The 13,796-nt window shown below is 75.3% G+C and carries 15 protein-coding genes; 5 read left to right on the forward strand and 10 right to left on the reverse strand.

The annotated features are described in order from the left end of the window. Window positions 1-80: 80 nt before the first annotated feature. From ACPYN7_RS11280 to ACPYN7_RS11295, 4 genes are read right to left on the reverse strand one after another with little or no spacing between them, the layout of a single operon-like run. Entirely contained in the window at window positions 81-995 is a 915-nt protein-coding gene (locus tag ACPYN7_RS11280) for a hypothetical protein (protein ID WP_424347701.1), read from the reverse strand. After that, entirely contained in the window at window positions 992-1,780 is a 789-nt protein-coding gene (locus tag ACPYN7_RS11285; RefSeq protein WP_424347702.1) for an HpcH/HpaI aldolase family protein, read from the reverse strand. The genes ACPYN7_RS11280 and ACPYN7_RS11285 overlap by 4 nt, the downstream gene beginning before the upstream one ends. Before the next feature lie 36 nt (window positions 1,781-1,816). After that, the gene (locus ACPYN7_RS11290; protein WP_424347703.1) at window positions 1,817-2,656 is read right to left on the reverse strand and encodes an anti-sigma factor; all 840 of its coding nucleotides are present in this window, start codon (window positions 2,654-2,656) and stop codon (window positions 1,817-1,819) included. Further along, complete coding sequence (locus tag ACPYN7_RS11295) at window positions 2,653-3,255, reverse strand: sigma-70 family RNA polymerase sigma factor (protein WP_424347704.1); 603 nt, start codon at window positions 3,253-3,255, stop codon at window positions 2,653-2,655. Before ACPYN7_RS11295 ends, ACPYN7_RS11290 begins: the two co-directional genes overlap by 4 nt. Window positions 3,256-3,548: 293 nt before the next feature. Here ACPYN7_RS11295 and ACPYN7_RS11300 point away from each other — a divergent pair, with 293 nt between their 5' ends. Beyond that, window positions 3,549-4,319 (forward strand): hypothetical protein, encoded by a 771-nt coding sequence (locus ACPYN7_RS11300; protein ID WP_424347705.1) that lies wholly within the window; start codon window positions 3,549-3,551, stop codon window positions 4,317-4,319. 37 nt (window positions 4,320-4,356) lie between these two features. Continuing rightward, the gene (locus ACPYN7_RS11305) at window positions 4,357-5,046 is read left to right on the forward strand and encodes a class F sortase (RefSeq protein WP_424347706.1); all 690 of its coding nucleotides are present in this window, start codon (window positions 4,357-4,359) and stop codon (window positions 5,044-5,046) included. Between the two features lie 81 nt (window positions 5,047-5,127). Here ACPYN7_RS11305 and ACPYN7_RS11310 read toward each other — a convergent pair whose 3' ends face one another. The 6 genes from ACPYN7_RS11310 to ACPYN7_RS11335 form a co-directional block, all read right to left on the reverse strand. Further along, window positions 5,128-5,517: an antitoxin gene (locus ACPYN7_RS11310; protein ID WP_424347707.1), complete on the reverse strand. Its 390-nt coding sequence runs from the start codon at window positions 5,515-5,517 to the stop codon at window positions 5,128-5,130. A 59-nt stretch (window positions 5,518-5,576) separates the two neighbouring features. Further along, complete coding sequence (locus tag ACPYN7_RS11315; protein ID WP_424347708.1) at window positions 5,577-6,992, reverse strand: FAD-binding oxidoreductase; 1,416 nt, start codon at window positions 6,990-6,992, stop codon at window positions 5,577-5,579. A 182-nt stretch (window positions 6,993-7,174) separates the two neighbouring features. Beyond that, the gene (locus ACPYN7_RS11320) at window positions 7,175-8,722 is read right to left on the reverse strand and encodes a gluconokinase (protein ID WP_424347709.1); all 1,548 of its coding nucleotides are present in this window, start codon (window positions 8,720-8,722) and stop codon (window positions 7,175-7,177) included. Beyond that, window positions 8,722-9,762 (reverse strand): zinc-binding dehydrogenase, encoded by a 1,041-nt coding sequence (locus tag ACPYN7_RS11325; RefSeq protein ID WP_424347710.1) that lies wholly within the window; start codon window positions 9,760-9,762, stop codon window positions 8,722-8,724. The genes ACPYN7_RS11320 and ACPYN7_RS11325 overlap by 1 nt, the downstream gene beginning before the upstream one ends. A gap of 91 nt (window positions 9,763-9,853) precedes the next feature. Then, window positions 9,854-10,621 carry a glucose 1-dehydrogenase gene (locus tag ACPYN7_RS11330; RefSeq protein ID WP_424347711.1) on the reverse strand — a complete coding sequence of 256 codons (768 nt, stop codon included), beginning with the start codon at window positions 10,619-10,621 and terminating at the stop codon, window positions 9,854-9,856. A 7-nt stretch (window positions 10,622-10,628) separates the two neighbouring features. Then, window positions 10,629-12,008, reverse strand: coding sequence for a GntP family permease (locus ACPYN7_RS11335; RefSeq protein WP_424347712.1), 1,380 nt, complete (start codon window positions 12,006-12,008; stop codon window positions 10,629-10,631). A gap of 139 nt (window positions 12,009-12,147) precedes the next feature. On the opposite strand from ACPYN7_RS11335, the gene ACPYN7_RS11340 reads away from it, so the two are divergent. The 3 genes from ACPYN7_RS11340 to ACPYN7_RS11350 all read left to right on the forward strand — a co-directional run bounded on the left by ACPYN7_RS11340 (window position 12,148) and on the right by ACPYN7_RS11350 (window position 13,746). After that, window positions 12,148-12,867: a FadR/GntR family transcriptional regulator gene (locus ACPYN7_RS11340; RefSeq protein ID WP_424347713.1), complete on the forward strand. Its 720-nt coding sequence runs from the start codon at window positions 12,148-12,150 to the stop codon at window positions 12,865-12,867. Between the two features lie 48 nt (window positions 12,868-12,915). Next, on the forward strand, window positions 12,916-13,407 hold the full coding sequence (locus ACPYN7_RS11345) for a nucleoside deaminase (RefSeq protein WP_424347714.1): 492 nt from the start codon (window positions 12,916-12,918) through the stop codon (window positions 13,405-13,407). 159 nt (window positions 13,408-13,566) lie between these two features. Next, a complete protein-coding gene (locus tag ACPYN7_RS11350) occupies window positions 13,567-13,746 on the forward strand; it encodes an antitoxin (RefSeq protein WP_424347715.1) in 180 nt (59 codons plus the stop codon). Window positions 13,747-13,796: the final 50 nt, after the last annotated feature.

The raw sequence follows: 13,796 nt of genomic DNA on the forward strand, positions 1-13,796 counted from the left end.
GGGGGGATGGGAGCGCGGACAGCGGCCGTGGGGGGACGGCCGGTGGGCGGGAAGCGGGGGAACTGCCCGTCCACTCGTGCTCAGGGGCCCTCGGCCGCCCGTGCACGCTCCAACTCTTCCACGTCCGAGGCCGAATACGTGGCTGCGATCTGCATGTCGTTGCCTCCGCGCAGCACATTGGTGGTCCTGAGGCCCGTGAAGAGCATCCGGGGAATGGGGCGGTAGCTGGTGCGGCCGTCGTCGACGGGCCGGGTCCGGGTCCGGTGGCGCAGCGCGACGGCGTGCAGCCACACGTCGTCGGCCATGGGGGCGCAGGCCGTGAACCCGCTCCCCGTGTCCCGCAGGGCGTCGAGCAGGTGCGGTGGATAGAGCACCCCGGAGGTGCCCGTGGCGAAGGTCCGGTAGGAGGCCTCCGCGGGGGCGCCGGGGCTCCAGGTGGCGTAGGGCAGGATCCGCCCGTTCCCGACGCGCAGCCGGTGCGCACGGTGGGCGATCACGTCCCGGGGGTGCCGCTCGTGGACCGCCAGCAGCTCCTCGAGCCACGTCTCGCCGTAGAGCACGTCGTCGTCCGCGATGACCATCGGGAGCTCGTGGTGGGCCACGGAGCGCACATAGGGGTAGTACTTCTGGTGGGGGCCCCAGTCCTCGGTGCACCGCAGCTCGAGGCCCCGGCGCACCAGCCGGGCCAGCGGCGGGGGCGGATCCGCCACGACGTCGGCCTCCCGCAGCCACAGGATCAGCCGCTGCGGGCGGACGGAGCCGTGCGCCATCGACTCCACGGCCAGGTGGACCGTCCGGATCCGGCTCCCGTAGGACGTGAGGCTCACGACCACGGGCGCGTCCCCCCGCACGGGCGCGGCCGAGCAGCGGTTCCGGACCCGGAAGTACAGGGCGCTGCGGCTGGTCCGGAACGAGCGCAGCCAGTCGCGGACCAGCTCCCGGGACAGCACCCACCGCAGGGGGTGCCGGTGCCGTCCTCCCGGACGGGTGCTCATGACGAGCGCGCCAGGGCCGCCCGGGCCGCCTCGCCGCCGAGCTGCAGGACTCCCGCGTCGGTGGTGACCGCGATCCAGGAGAAGCCCTGCGCCCGCAGCGCGGCGGCACGCTCCGGGGAGCCGGCGAAGGCGCCCGCCAGGACGCCGGCCTCCCGGCACGCCCGCACGATCGTGGGCAGGGGCGCGTCCGCCGCGGTGTCCGCGACCAGCTCGTCGACGTCCCGGCCCAGGGCGAGCGCGAGGTCGAAGGGCCCCACGAAGACCATGTCCAGGTCCGGGACCGCCGCGATCGCCCGGACCCCGGCGACCGCGGACGCCGTCTCCACCATCACCGCGCACAGCGGCCGGGGCAGGTCCGCCACGCCCGCGGCGTCCCGTGAGCCGGGCAGCGGCCCCCAGCTCCGGGCGCCCCGCGGCGGGAAGTGCGCCGCGGCGACAGCGGCCTCGGCCTGGGCCGCGTCCTGGACGAGCGGCACGACGACGCCGTCGGCGCCGGCGTCCAGCGCCCGGCCGATCAGGGTGAGGTCGTTCGCGGCGACCCGGACCAGCACCGGGGCGGACGGCGCGCGCCGCAGGGCGAAGAGGCCGCGGACGGCGGCGTCGTCGAAGTGGCCGTGCTGGGCGTCGACGCCCACCCAGTCGAAGCCGGCGCGCTCCAGGGCGAGCACGGTCCGGGCCTCGCCGAGGGTGGCCCACACCCCCGCGCGCACCCCGTCCTCGCCGTCGTGGCTGTTGCCGTCGTGGCTGCTGCTGCTGTCGTTGCCGGATGCCTCTGCCGCGGTCATGGCCCCATTCTGGCAGGAGGCGGGCCGAAGTCCGCCTCAGATCTCCGCGGTGGCCAGGACGGGCGGAGTGGGCGTCTCGGAGCCCCCGGCGGGCTCCACGGTCATGGCCACCGCCGCGGCGCGGCCGACGTCCCCGTCCAGCCAGACCTGCACGTCGCCCCCGCCGAAGTGCACGTCCGGCACCGGCGTCCCGCCCTGCACGAGCCACAGCTGGTACTCCCGGCCCTCCCCCGGCCCGGTGAGACCGGAGGCCACGAACAGCGCCGCGTCCTCCTGCGCCGAGACCACCAGGGTGGCCGGACGGCCGTCCACCTCGAGCTGGCGGGTGGTGACGTCCGGGGCGCTCAGCAACCGGGCCTGCCGGTCCTGCTCCTGGGCCACGAGCTGCTGCTCCCGCTGCTCGGACTGCGTGCCCAGCGCCCAGCCGCCCAGGGCGGCACCGGGCAGGAGCACGGCGGCCGCGGCGGCGGCCAGCCAGCGGCGCCGGGGCCGGGGCCGCGGGGCCAGGGGCACGACCGTGCCCGGGGACGTGTCCCCGGCGCCCGGATCCGCAGGGTCCGCAGGGTCCGCCGCACGGTGCCCGGACCGCTGCTCCTGCGGCGTCCCGCGCACGGCCGCGAGGACGTTCGCGCGCAGCGCCGCCGGCGGCGGCTCGGCGACGGCGGAGGCCAGGTGCGCCCCGACCTCGCCGAAGGCGGCCACCTCCTCCCGGCAGGCCGCGCAGCCGCGCAGATGGAGCTCGAACGCGGCCCGCTCGCCGGGCTCGAGGGCATCCACGGCGTAGAGCGCCGCGTCGGCGTGGACGCCGGCATGGACGTCACCGTGGACCTCGCCGTGGACGTCGTCCGTCCGGTCGTCCCCCTGGCCGTCCTTCACTGCCGCACCCCCAGTGCCGATCTGAGATTGTTGAGCCCGTCCCGGATCCTGGCCTTCGCCGTGCCCAGCGGGACGGCCAGGTGCTCCGCGACCTGGCGGTGGCTGCACCCCCGGTAGTACACCAGACAGACGGCCTCCCGCTGGAGCGGGCTGAGCTCACCGAGCCGAGCCCGCACCTCCTCGGAGTCCAGGGACTGCTCCACCTCGCTCCAGGTCGAGTCGGACGGGGTCTCGGCCCGGCGGGACTCGTACTGCTGGTCCCGGTCCCGGTCCCGCTGGTGCTGCCGGATCCGGTCCACCCCGCGGCGGTGGGCCATGGTGCACAGCCACGCCAGGGCCGTGCCGCGGGCGGCGTCGAAGCGCCCCGCCTGCTGCCAGGCCATCAGATACACCTCCTGGACCACCTCGGCGGCCAGCTCCGGGGAGCGGACCAGCCGCAGCACGAGACCGTGGACGGTCCCGGACGTCGCGTCGTACAGCCGGGCGAAGGCGTCCTCGTCCCCGCCCGCGGCACGGCGCAGCAGCTCGGCCTGCTCCTCGGCCCGCCCGGGGGCGGGGACCGGGGCGCCGCCGATCCGGCCGGTGGGTCTGTCGCTCACACGGTCTCGCAGTCCACTCGGGGAGCAGCACCGCGCCCGGGGCCCGGGCGGGTGCAGTGTCGCACTGCACCCTGCCACACCGGGCGGGGGTGGTGCGCCCGACACACTCGCTGTCTCCACGACTCCTGTTCGTCGCGGGGCGGGCGGCGGACGGGTCCACGACCCGTCCCGGCGCGCGGGGAAAGTTTTTTCCCGCGGCACCCGTCCGGGCTGCGTCCGGCGGCGAACTGACCGTGCACACACCGAAAGTGCGCACACGGCACGACCCCCGGTACGACACAGGAGAGAATCTGATGCGCAAGTCCATGCTCCTCACAGTCCCCACCCTGGCCCTCGGCGCCCTCACCATGGCCGCGGCCCCCGCCGCCGCCCACGATGCCGACATGTGGTCCGGCCAGGCCGCCCTGGACTCCCTCAACGGCTCCGGCACCACCGGTGACGTGATGGTCGACGTCCACGGCACCGAGGCCACCGTCACCATGAACGTGTCCGGCGCGGCCGAGACGTTCATGGACGGCCCCTTCCCGCACGCCCAGCACATCCACATCGCCGCCCAGGGCGTGTGCCCGCCCCCCAGCGCCGACACGGACGGCGACGGCGTGGTCTCCACCCCGGAGGGCCACCCGTTCTACGGCATGATCGGCACGTCCCTGACCACCGAGGGCGACACCGGCCCCGACTCGGCCCTGGCCGTGGAGCGCTTCCCGGGCGGGTCCGCCTACACCTACGAGCGGACCCTCGAGCTGGACCCGGCCACCGCCGAGTCCCTGCAGAACGGCACCGCGGTCGTGGTCGTCCACGGCGTGGACCCGGCGAAGCTGCCGGCCGCCGCCGCCGAGAAGATGAGCCCGCTGAACGAGGAGCTCCCCCTGGCCGCCACCCTCCCGGCGGCGTGCGGCACCCTGGCCGCCTCGCAGATGGGGGCCATGCCCGAGGGCGGGGCCGACACCGGGGTGGGGACCGCCTCCGAGCACGGCGCGGCCGCCGGCATCGCCGTGGCCGGCGCCGGAGCCCTGCTCCTGGCCGGTTCCGCGCTGGCGGCCCGCCGCCGCGCCCGGGCCTGACCCCGGCCGACGACCCCGAGAAGAGGCATCACCTCCCATGACGGGCTCCGACACCGGCCGCCGCGCAGGCCTGCTGACCTGCGCGGCGGCCGCCGCCCTCCTGCTCACCGGGTGCGCCGGCACCTCCGCCCCCGAGGCAGGGGCCACCGCCCCGGCGCCGTCCGCGGCGGTGAGCTCCCCGGCCGCCCGGACCGCTCCCACCCCGGTGAGCGGTCCGGCATCTGCCGCCCCGACGGCTCCGGCGGCCGCCCCCACCACCTCGGCACCGGCGCCGGACGTCGCCGCTCCCGGGTCCCTGACCATCCCGGCGATCGGCGCCGCGTCCGAGCTGCTGCACCTGGGTCTGCGGGACAACGGCTCGCTCGAGGTCCCGCCCGAAGGGCCCGGCGCCCCGGCGAGCTGGTACACCGGCTCGCCCGCCCCCGGGGAGTGGGGCCCCGCTGTGCTGCTGGGCCACGTCAACGCCACCGGCGGCGGCCCCGGGGTCTTCGCGGACCTGCGCGCCCTTCAGCCCGGGAACAGGATCGAGGTGGACCGCCAGGACGGCACCACCGCGGTCTTCGCCGTCGACCGCGGGGAGCAGTACGGCAAGGAGGACTTCCCCACCCTGGAGGTCTACGGCAACACGGAGGGGCCCGAGCTGCGGCTGATCACCTGCGACGGCTACGACCCGGCGACCGGGGAGTTCGACGACAACTACGTGGTCTACGCGTCCCTGGTGCGCTGAGAACTCCGGGACGACGACGGACCCCGCCCGCCATGCTCCGAGCGCACGGCGGGCGGGGTCCGGTGCGGCCCGGGGACCCGCTCAGTGGCGGGGGCCCCGGTCCGGTCCCCCGGTGCCGGGCACGTCGCCGGGGCGGTCCGCCGCCCCCGGTGCGCCCGGCTGCCCGTCCGGGCGCCCGCCGCCGGCCGGGCCGCCCTGAGCGGGTCCGTCCGGAGTCCGGTCGCCCTGCGTCCGGTCGCCCTGGGTCCGGTCGCCCGGAACCGTGCCTCCGGCCGCCCGGTCACCGGGGGCACGGTTCCCGCCGAGGAACTGGCGCGCCTTCTGCTGGACCGTGTCCACGTGGCGCTCGTACTTGCGCCCGGTGCGCTTGTCCACGAAGTTGCCGGCCTGGTCGAGGACCTTGTCGACCTTGTCCGGGTTGCGCTGGGCGAGCTGCTTGGCCTTGGCCGTGAGCCCCTTGAAGTTCACCATCACGTCTCCTTCCGAGAGAGGTCACCGCGCGGTGCCGCGACGGTGCTGCCACGAGTCCATCATGCGGAGCTGTCCGCGGGCTGGCCAGTGCCGGGGCCCGCGCGCTCCTGCCCCACCACGTGCTGGAAGCGCAGCAGATTGTCCGGGTCGTAGAGGGCCTTGGCCCGGACCAGGCGGGCGTAGACCTCCTCGGACCACGCCCGGGCGTGCTCCCGCTCCCCGCCCGGGACCCCGTGCATGTTCACGAACGCCCGCCCCGTGGACCACGGGGCCATGGCCTGCAGGATCTCGGCCAGCGCCCGGGGCGTCGCCTCGGCCACGTGGGGCGCGAGCCAGCCGATGAGCTCCAGGAAGAACGCCGCGTCCCGTCCCGAGACGGCGTCCTGGGTGCCGTCCGTCCGCGCGAAGGCTCCGCCCATGAGACGGATCCCCACCTCCGGCAGCGGGCACCGGCTGCCGGGGCCCGCGCGCTGCAGCAGCGTCATGACCGCGGCGGCGTCGAACTCCCGCAGGAACTCGCCCGTGAGCACGTAGAGCCCCGGCTCGGTGGCGTCCATGTGCACCTGGTCGATGTCCCGGTAGTCCATGGGACCCACGAGGTCCAGGACCGGTCGTGCGATCTCCCGCATCGGCGCGAGGACACGGGCCCCCTCGTCCGCCGGGCCCACCCAGCAGAAGCGCAGGTGCACGAGCATCCGCTGGTGCAGCTGCTCGGGGACGGTCGGGTCGTGCGGCATCCAGCGCAGGGCCACGGACGTCGAGGCGTGCTCGGGCAGGGTGGGCGCCCACCGGCTGAACGCGCTCAGCACCTCCTGGGCGTCGGTGCCGGCGTAGAAGATGCCGCCGCCGTAGAGGTCCTCCAGCGGGACCAGGTCGAGGGTCATGGCGGTGACGAGGCCCAGGTTGCCCTTGCCCCCGCGCAGCAGGGCGAACAGCTCCGGCTCGTGCCGGGCGTCCACGTGGCGCAGCCGCCCGTCGGGGGTGACCACGTCGAGGCCCAGGAGGTGGTCGGCGGCGAACCCGAAGACCCGCCCGAGCACCGGCAGCCCGCCGCCCAGGGTGTAGCCCACCGCCCCGGCGTCGCTGGCCGAGCCGTTGAGGACCGCGAGCCCGTGGGGCGCGACCGCGTCGATCACCCGGCGCCACCGCACGCCGGCGCCGATCCGTGCCGTCCGGCGGCGGGGGTCGACCTCGAGCTCCTGCATCCGGTGCGTCGTCACGAGCAGCCCGCCCTGCATGGGCTGGTCCGCGCCGTGGCCCGTGGACTGGACCCCCACGGGCTCGTGGTGGGCGGCGGCCCACCGCATCGCGGCCACCACGTCGGCGGTGTCGGCCACCCCGACCACCACGTCCGGGTGGTGGACGCCGGCCAGGTTGAAGCCGGCGGCCTCCTGCGCGAAGCCGTCGTCGTCGGGCAGCAGGACCGGGCCGCGGACCTGGCGGTGGAGTTCTTCCACGTCCGTTCTCGTGATCATGGCGGTCCCCCTCGGCGCCGACGATCCGCGGTGCGGGACCGGACGGTCCCGCAGCGCCACAGAACACGCCCATTCTCCCACGCGGACGCTCCGGTGCACCCCCGGAACGGGCACCGGACCGCCGCGTGCGGACCGGGCGGACCGGCCGGGGCGACGATCCCGCCGCGGGGCCGCCGGAGGGGTCAGTCGCGCTCGAGCGGCAGGGCGGGCGCCAGCCGGCGCAGGGACGTGAACGTGGGCACGAGCGCCTCGTAGAGCTGCTCGAACACCGGCTGCAGGGACGCGTGCACCGCCGCGTCGGCCGGGTCCGGGCGCACGGTGGACTGCACCTCCACCAGGTCCGCGGCCACGTCGACGGACTCGATCAGCCCGAGCGCCTGCATCCCGAGCAGCGCGGCGCCGAACCCGGAGCCCTCGTGCCCCGAGGCGAAGGAGATGTCCGTGCCGAGGACGTCGGCGAGCAGCTGCCGCCACAGCGGGCTGCGGGCGAAGCCGCCGGTGGCGCGGATCTGCTCGACGGTCAGACCGGCCGAGCGCATCGACTGCAGGACCAGGCCGAGCTGCTGGCACACGCCCTCCAGGGCGGCGCGCACCAGGTGCTCGCGGCGGTGGGCGCGGGTCAGCCCCACGTAGGCGCCCTTGGGCAGGGAGCTCCAGTGCGGGGCGCGCTCGCTCAGCAGGTAGGGCAGCATGAGCAGGCCCCCGGACCCGGCCGGCACGCTCGCCGCGAGCTCGAGCAGCTCCTCCTCCGGCTCCTCCCCCAGGTCCGGGGCGAGGGCGTCCCCGGCCCAGCCCAGGACCACGCCGCCGTTGTTGATCGCCCCGCCGACCACCCAGCGCCCCGGGGTCAGGGCGTAGCAGAAGACCCGTCCCAGCGGGTCCACCACGGGGCGGTCGACGACGACGCGCAGCGCGCCGCTCGTGCCGATCGAGCAGGCGGCGACCCCGGGCCGGACCGCGCCCAGCCCCAGGTTGGCCAGCGGCCCGTCGCTGGCCCCGACCACCACCGGCGTGGTCGCGGGAAGTCCGGTGGCCCGGGCGCCCTCGTCCGTGAGCCCGGGCAGCACGTGGGTGGTGGGCACGAGCTCGGGCAGCTGCTCGGGCAGGATCCCGGCGAGGGCGAGCGCCTCGCCGTCCCAGGCGAGCTCGTGGATGTTCATGAGGCCGGTGGCCGAGGCCACCGAGTGGTCCGTCACGAGCGCGTTGCACAGCCGCAGCAGCACGTACTCCTTGATGCCGGCCCAGAACGCCACGCGCTCGCAGAGCTTGGGCTCCTGGTCGTGGAACCACACGAGCTTGGGCAGCGGGGACATCGGGTGCACCGGGGTGCCCGTGCGCCGGTGCAGGGCGAGTCCGCCCGAGCTCGCGCGCAGCCGTTCCGCCTGGATGCTCGCCCGGGTGTCGGCCCAGGTGACGAGCGGGGTGAGGGGCTCCCCCTCGGGCGAGAGGCCCAGCAGGCTGTGCATCGCGGCGCTGCAGGACAGCCCGGCCACGCGCTCCGCCCCGACCTCCTCGACCACCGCGCGGACGGTGTCCTGCACGGCCTGCAGGATCAGCCGGGGGTCCTGCACGGCGTGGCCGGGGTGCGGCTCCTCCAGCGGGTAGCCGGCGGAGGAGGCGGCGAGCTGCTCCCCGCCCACGGTGAAGGCCACCGCCTTGGTGCTCGTGGTGCCGATGTCGACGCCCACCACCACGGGCTCCGGGTGCCCGGTCGCCGCCGGCCCCGGCATCAGTGCCCCTCCCCGGCGGTCAGGGGGTCCCCGGCGCGCAGGGACACGAGGACCTTGCCGGAGACCGCGGAGTCCCGGGCCGTGGCGAAGGCCTCGACGGCCCGCTCGGCGGGGAACTCGTGCGTGACCACGTCCTCGATCCCGGGGCGTGCGGCGAGCAGCCCGATCGCCTCGTCGATCTCGTCGTCGAACCGGAAGGAGCCGCGCAGCTGGAGCTCCTTGGAGACGAGCGGGGCGAGGTTCACGGGCCGGGCCTCGTCCGGCACCATCCCCACCTGGACCACCACGCCGCCGCGGCGGGCGCCCACCAGCGCGGGGCCCACGGCCGCCGGCACGCCGGAGCACTCCAGCACCACGTCGAACGCCTCCGCCGGGACCTGCTCGGCCCCCACCCGGACGGTGCCGTGCACGCCGAGCGCGCGCGCCCGCTCGAGCGGGCCCTCGAGGACGTCGGTGGCCACGACCTCCGCCGCGCCGCGGGCCAGGGCCGCGGCGGCGGCGAGCAGCCCGATCGGCCCGGACCCGGAGACGAGCACGCGCCGGCCGGTCACGTCCCCGGCCACGGTGAGACCGTGCAGCGCCACGGCCAGGGGCTCGGCGAGCGCGGCCCGGCGCAGCGGCAGGTCCGCCGGGAGCACCCGGACCATGTCGCGGCGGACCAGGAGGTACTCGCTCAGCCCGCCCTGGGTGTGCGGCCGGGTGGAGGCGCTGCCCAGGTAGGCCCCGCCGGGCCACAGGTGGCGGCGGCCCTCGATCCCGGGCTCGGGCGTGCCGAACGTGGCGGGGTGGACCGTCACCGGGGTGCCCGGGGCGAGCTCCCCGGCGGGGTCGAGGTCCACCGTGCCGGAGACCTCGTGACCGGGCACGAGGGGCTCCCGGACCACGTACTCGCCGTTGGCGCCCTCGGCCCAGTAGTGCAGGTCCGACCCGCACACCCCGCCGTAGGCGATCCGGAGCCGGACCTGCCCCTCGGCGGGCTGCGGGGTGGGCAGATCCTCGACCCGCAGGTCGTCCTTGCCGTGGATCACGATGGCCTTCATGAGCTCTCCTCCTGGTGCGCCCCGGGGCGCCGTTGCGGTGCGGTGCCGCGGTGCCGCGCAGCGGTCCTGCGGGCGGTGCTGCGGGTCCGGGTCAGAGGACGGAGGTCATGCCGCCGTCGACCAGGACGTTGTGGCCCGAGACGAAGCTGGAGGCGTCCGAGCACAGGTAGACCAGGGTGCCCACGAGCTCCTCGACCTGTCCCCAGCGCCGGGCCGGGGTGCGCTCGACCACCCAGCGGTTGAACTCCTCGTCCGCGATCAGCGCCTGGTTCATCTCCGTGGCGAAGTAGCCGGGCGAGATCGCGTTGACCTGGATGTTGTGCCGGGCGAGGTCCGCGGCCATCCCCTTGGTGAGCATGACCACCCCGCCCTTGGTGGCCGAGTACGGGGCGATGGTCTGCCGGGCGAGCACCGACTGCACGGAGCCGATGTTGACGATCTTGCCCGAACCGCGCTCCTGCATCCCGGGGACCACGGCCCGGGACACGTGGAACACGCTCGAGAGGTTCGCCGCGACGATGTCCTCCCAGTCCTGGGCCGCGAACTCGGCGAAGGGGGCGCGGCGCTGGATCCCGGCGTTGTTCACCAGGATGTCTGGCACGCCGTGCTCCGCCAGGACCGCCTCGATCCCCGCCCGCACGGTTTCCGCGTCGGTGAGGTCGAAGGCCGCCGTGGCCGGGTCCGTGCCCGTGCTCGCGGCGATCTCGTCGCGCACCCGGGCGAGGGCCTCGGCGTCGCGCCCGTGCAGGACCACGCGGGCGCCCGCCTCGGCGAGACCCGCGGCCAGGGCCCGCCCCAGCCCCCGGGAGGACCCGGTGACGAGGGCGAGCCGGCCGGTGATGTCGAAGACGTTGCGCACGGGGACCTCAGGCGATGTAGAAGATGGCGAGGACGATGGCGAAGCCCACGACGGACTCCAGGGCCTGCTGGACGGTCCACGTCTTCAGCGTGGTCTTGACGTCCATGCCCATGAGCCGGCCGACGAGCCAGAAGCCGGAGTCGTTGACGTGGCCGGCGAAGACCGAGCCGGCGGCGGTGGCCAGCACGAAGGCCGCGACCTGCACAGAGTTGAAGTCGCCCGCGGCCACGGCGGGGGCCATGAGGCCGGCGGCGGTGACCAGGGCCACGGTGGCCGAGCCCTGGGCCAGGCGCAGGACCACGGCGATGAGGTAGGCGGCGAAGATTACGGGCAGGCCGATGCCGTCCAGGGAGGACTCGAGGGCGTCACCGATGCCGGAGGCCCGGAGGATGCCGCCGAACATGCCGCCGGCGCCGGTGATGAGGATGACGGAGGCCACCGGGCCCAGGGAGGAGTCGACGACCTTCTCCAGGGCGGTGCCGTGCTCGCCGCGGCGGGCGCCGAGCACGAACAGGGCCACGAGCACGGAGATCAGCAGGGCCACCGGGGACGCGCCGATCATGGAGAGCACGGGGAACCAGGGGGCGTCCTCGGAGACCACGCCGGCGGCGCGGAGGAAGTCCAGGCCGGTGTTCATGAAGATGAGCACGAGGGGCAGCAGGAGCAGGGCGATGATGGTGCCGACCTTCGGCGGGTTGACCGGCTGGTCGTCGTCGACGTCGCCGAAGAAGCCCGGGACGGGCAGCACGTACTTGGTGCCCACGCGCTTTCCCCACAGGTACGCGGAGACGTACCAGAGCGGGAAGGCCAGCAGCACGCCGATCAGCAGGACCATGCCGAGGTCGGCGCCGTAGAGCTCGGTGGCGGCCACGGGACCGGGGTGCGGCGGCACGAAGACGTGCATGACGGAGAACGCACCGGCGGCGGGGATGCCGTAGAGGAGCACGTTGTTGCCGCTCACGCGGCGGGCGACCGCGAAGATGATCGGCAGCATGACCACCAGGCCGGCGTCGAAGAAGATCGGGAAGCCCATGATCAGGGAGGCGATGCCGAGCCCGAAGGGCGCCCGCTTCTCGCCGAAGACGTCCACGAGCTTGTCGGCGAGGGCCCGGGCACCGCCGCTGTGCTCCACGAGCTTGCCGAGCATGGCGCCCAGGCCGATGAGCAGGGCCACGGAGCCGAGGGTGCCGCCGAAGGCGTCCACGGCGGTCTCCACGATCATCCCCGGCGGGATGCCCGTGGCGAACGCCGTCAGCAGCGCCACCAGGATCAGGGTGAGGAACGCGTGCAGCTTGAACCTGATCACCAGGACCAGGATGAGGGCGATGGCGGCCGCTGCGATCAGCAGCAGCGGTGTGGTGCCGAGGGTCTGTGTCCAGTCTTCCACTGAGGGTCTCCGTGCTCTCGTGCCTGCGGGCAGGCCGTGGGTGCTCGTCGTGATCTACGACACGCGCTAGGCTGACAGAAAGATCATACTTTTGGCAACAAGGGCGGCGTAACGCACGTCGCACGGGGACGGAGCCGGCATGCACGGCGTGGAGCAGCACAGCGGGGTGCTGGACCGGCTCGGGCAGAGCATCGCCTCGGGCGTCCGGGCGCCCGGCACGGTCCTGACCCTCGGGGGTCTCGAGGAGGAGTTCGGCGTCTCCCGCACCCTCGTGCGGGAGGTGGTGCGCGTGCTCGAGTCGATGGGGATGCTCGAGCCGCGGCGGCGCGTGGGCGTCACCGTCCGCCCGCCGCGGGACTGGAACCCGTTCGACCCCCGGCTGATCCGGTGGCGGCTCGCCGGCCCGGGGCGGGACGAGCAGCTGCGCAGCCTCACAGAGCTGCGGACCGCGATCGAGCCGGCGGCCGCGCGCCTGGCGGCGGTCCGGGCCGACGAGCCCATCCGGCGGCGCCTGGTGGAGCTCGCCGCGCGGCTGCGGGAGCTCGGCGAGGCCCGCCGCGGCACGGACCCGGAGTACCTGGAGGTGGACACCGCCTACCACGCGCTGCTGCTGGAGGCGAGCGGCAACCCCATGCTCGCCGCCCTGCAGGACGTCGTGGCCGAGGTGCTGTCCGGGCGCACCGCGCTGGGGCTCATGCCCCGCTCCCCGGACCCCGGGGCGCTCGAGGACCACGAGGCCACGGCGGCCGCCGTCGCCGCCGGGGACGCGGCCGAGGCCGAGGCGCGGGCCCGCTCCGTGGTGGTGGAGGTGCTCGAGGGGGTCGTCGACGTCCCGGACGGCGGGCCCGAGCAGGACTGACGTGCGGGGCCCCCGCCGGGCCGGCGTTGCGGCCCGTAGGGTGGGCCCATGGGCATCTCGGAGACCGACCGCGGACACCTGCGACGCTGCGTGGAGCTGGCCCGCGAGGCCCTCGGCGCCGGGGACGAGCCGTTCGGCTCGGTCCTCGTCTCGGCCCGGGGGGAGGTGCTGTTCGAGGACCGCAACCGGGTGGCCGGCGGGGACGCGACCCGGCACCCCGAGTTCGAGATCGCCCGCTGGGCGGCCGCCCACCTGAGCCCGGAGCAGCGCTCCGCGGCCACCGTCTACACCTCGGGCGAGCACTGCCCCATGTGCTCGGCCGCCCACGCCTGGGTGGGGCTGGGCCGCATCGTGCACGCCTCCTCCTCGGCGCAGCTCGGCCGGTGGCTGCACGAGCTCGGTGTCCCGCCCGCCCCCGTCGCGCCCCTGCCGATCTCCCAGGTGGCCCCCGGCGTGCCGGTGGACGGCCCGTGCCCCGAGCTGGCCCCGGCCGTGCGGGAGCTCCACCAGCAGCTGCACCGCCCGCGGCACCGCACCTGACCCGCGAGGTTGCGGCTGACGGCGATCGGGCACGGCTGCGTCGCCGTCAGCCGCAGTCTCGGCGAGGGGGGTGGCCAGAGTCCCCGTCCTGGGACCAGGATGGAGGGACAGCTCCGGTGGGCGGCGCCCGCCGGATCCGTTCGACGAAAGGACACGGACATGGTGGACATGGGAGGATTCGCGGACAAGGCGAAGAACCTTGCGGACCAGCACCCGGACAAGGTGCAGCAGGGCATCGACCGGGGCGGCGACGCCGTCGACGAGCGCACCGGCAACAAGTACGAGAGCCAGGTGGACCAGGGCCAGGAAAAGGGGGCCTTCACAGCTGAGTGTGGGTAGCGGTTCTCCGCCAGGGGCGATGACCGCCTGCGGCGAGCAGAGCCCGTAAC

The organism is Kocuria sp. CH-021 (assembly GCF_049716185.1).
Lineage (GTDB): Bacteria > Actinomycetota > Actinomycetes > Actinomycetales > Micrococcaceae > Kocuria > Kocuria cellulosilytica.

Coding starts and splice junctions, on each gene's coding strand:
- ACPYN7_RS11325 (WP_424347710.1), bottom strand. CDS start 9,762: ATGAAGGCCATCGTGATCCACGGCAAGGACGACCTGCGGGTCGAGGAT.
- ACPYN7_RS11320 (WP_424347709.1), bottom strand. CDS start 8,722: ATGCCGGGGCCGGCGGCGACCGGGCACCCGGAGCCCGTGGTGGTGGGC.
- ACPYN7_RS11280 (WP_424347701.1), bottom strand. CDS start 995: ATGAGCACCCGTCCGGGAGGACGGCACCGGCACCCCCTGCGGTGGGTG.
- ACPYN7_RS11315 (WP_424347708.1), bottom strand. CDS start 6,992: ATGATCACGAGAACGGACGTGGAAGAACTCCACCGCCAGGTCCGCGGC.
- ACPYN7_RS11310 (WP_424347707.1), bottom strand. CDS start 5,517: ATGGTGAACTTCAAGGGGCTCACGGCCAAGGCCAAGCAGCTCGCCCAG.
- ACPYN7_RS11300 (WP_424347705.1), top strand. CDS start 3,549: ATGCGCAAGTCCATGCTCCTCACAGTCCCCACCCTGGCCCTCGGCGCC.
- ACPYN7_RS11285 (WP_424347702.1), bottom strand. CDS start 1,780: ATGACCGCGGCAGAGGCATCCGGCAACGACAGCAGCAGCAGCCACGAC.
- ACPYN7_RS11345 (WP_424347714.1), top strand. CDS start 12,916: ATGGGCATCTCGGAGACCGACCGCGGACACCTGCGACGCTGCGTGGAG.
- ACPYN7_RS11305 (WP_424347706.1), top strand. CDS start 4,357: ATGACGGGCTCCGACACCGGCCGCCGCGCAGGCCTGCTGACCTGCGCG.
- ACPYN7_RS11340 (WP_424347713.1), top strand. CDS start 12,148: ATGCACGGCGTGGAGCAGCACAGCGGGGTGCTGGACCGGCTCGGGCAG.
- ACPYN7_RS11350 (WP_424347715.1), top strand. CDS start 13,567: ATGGTGGACATGGGAGGATTCGCGGACAAGGCGAAGAACCTTGCGGAC.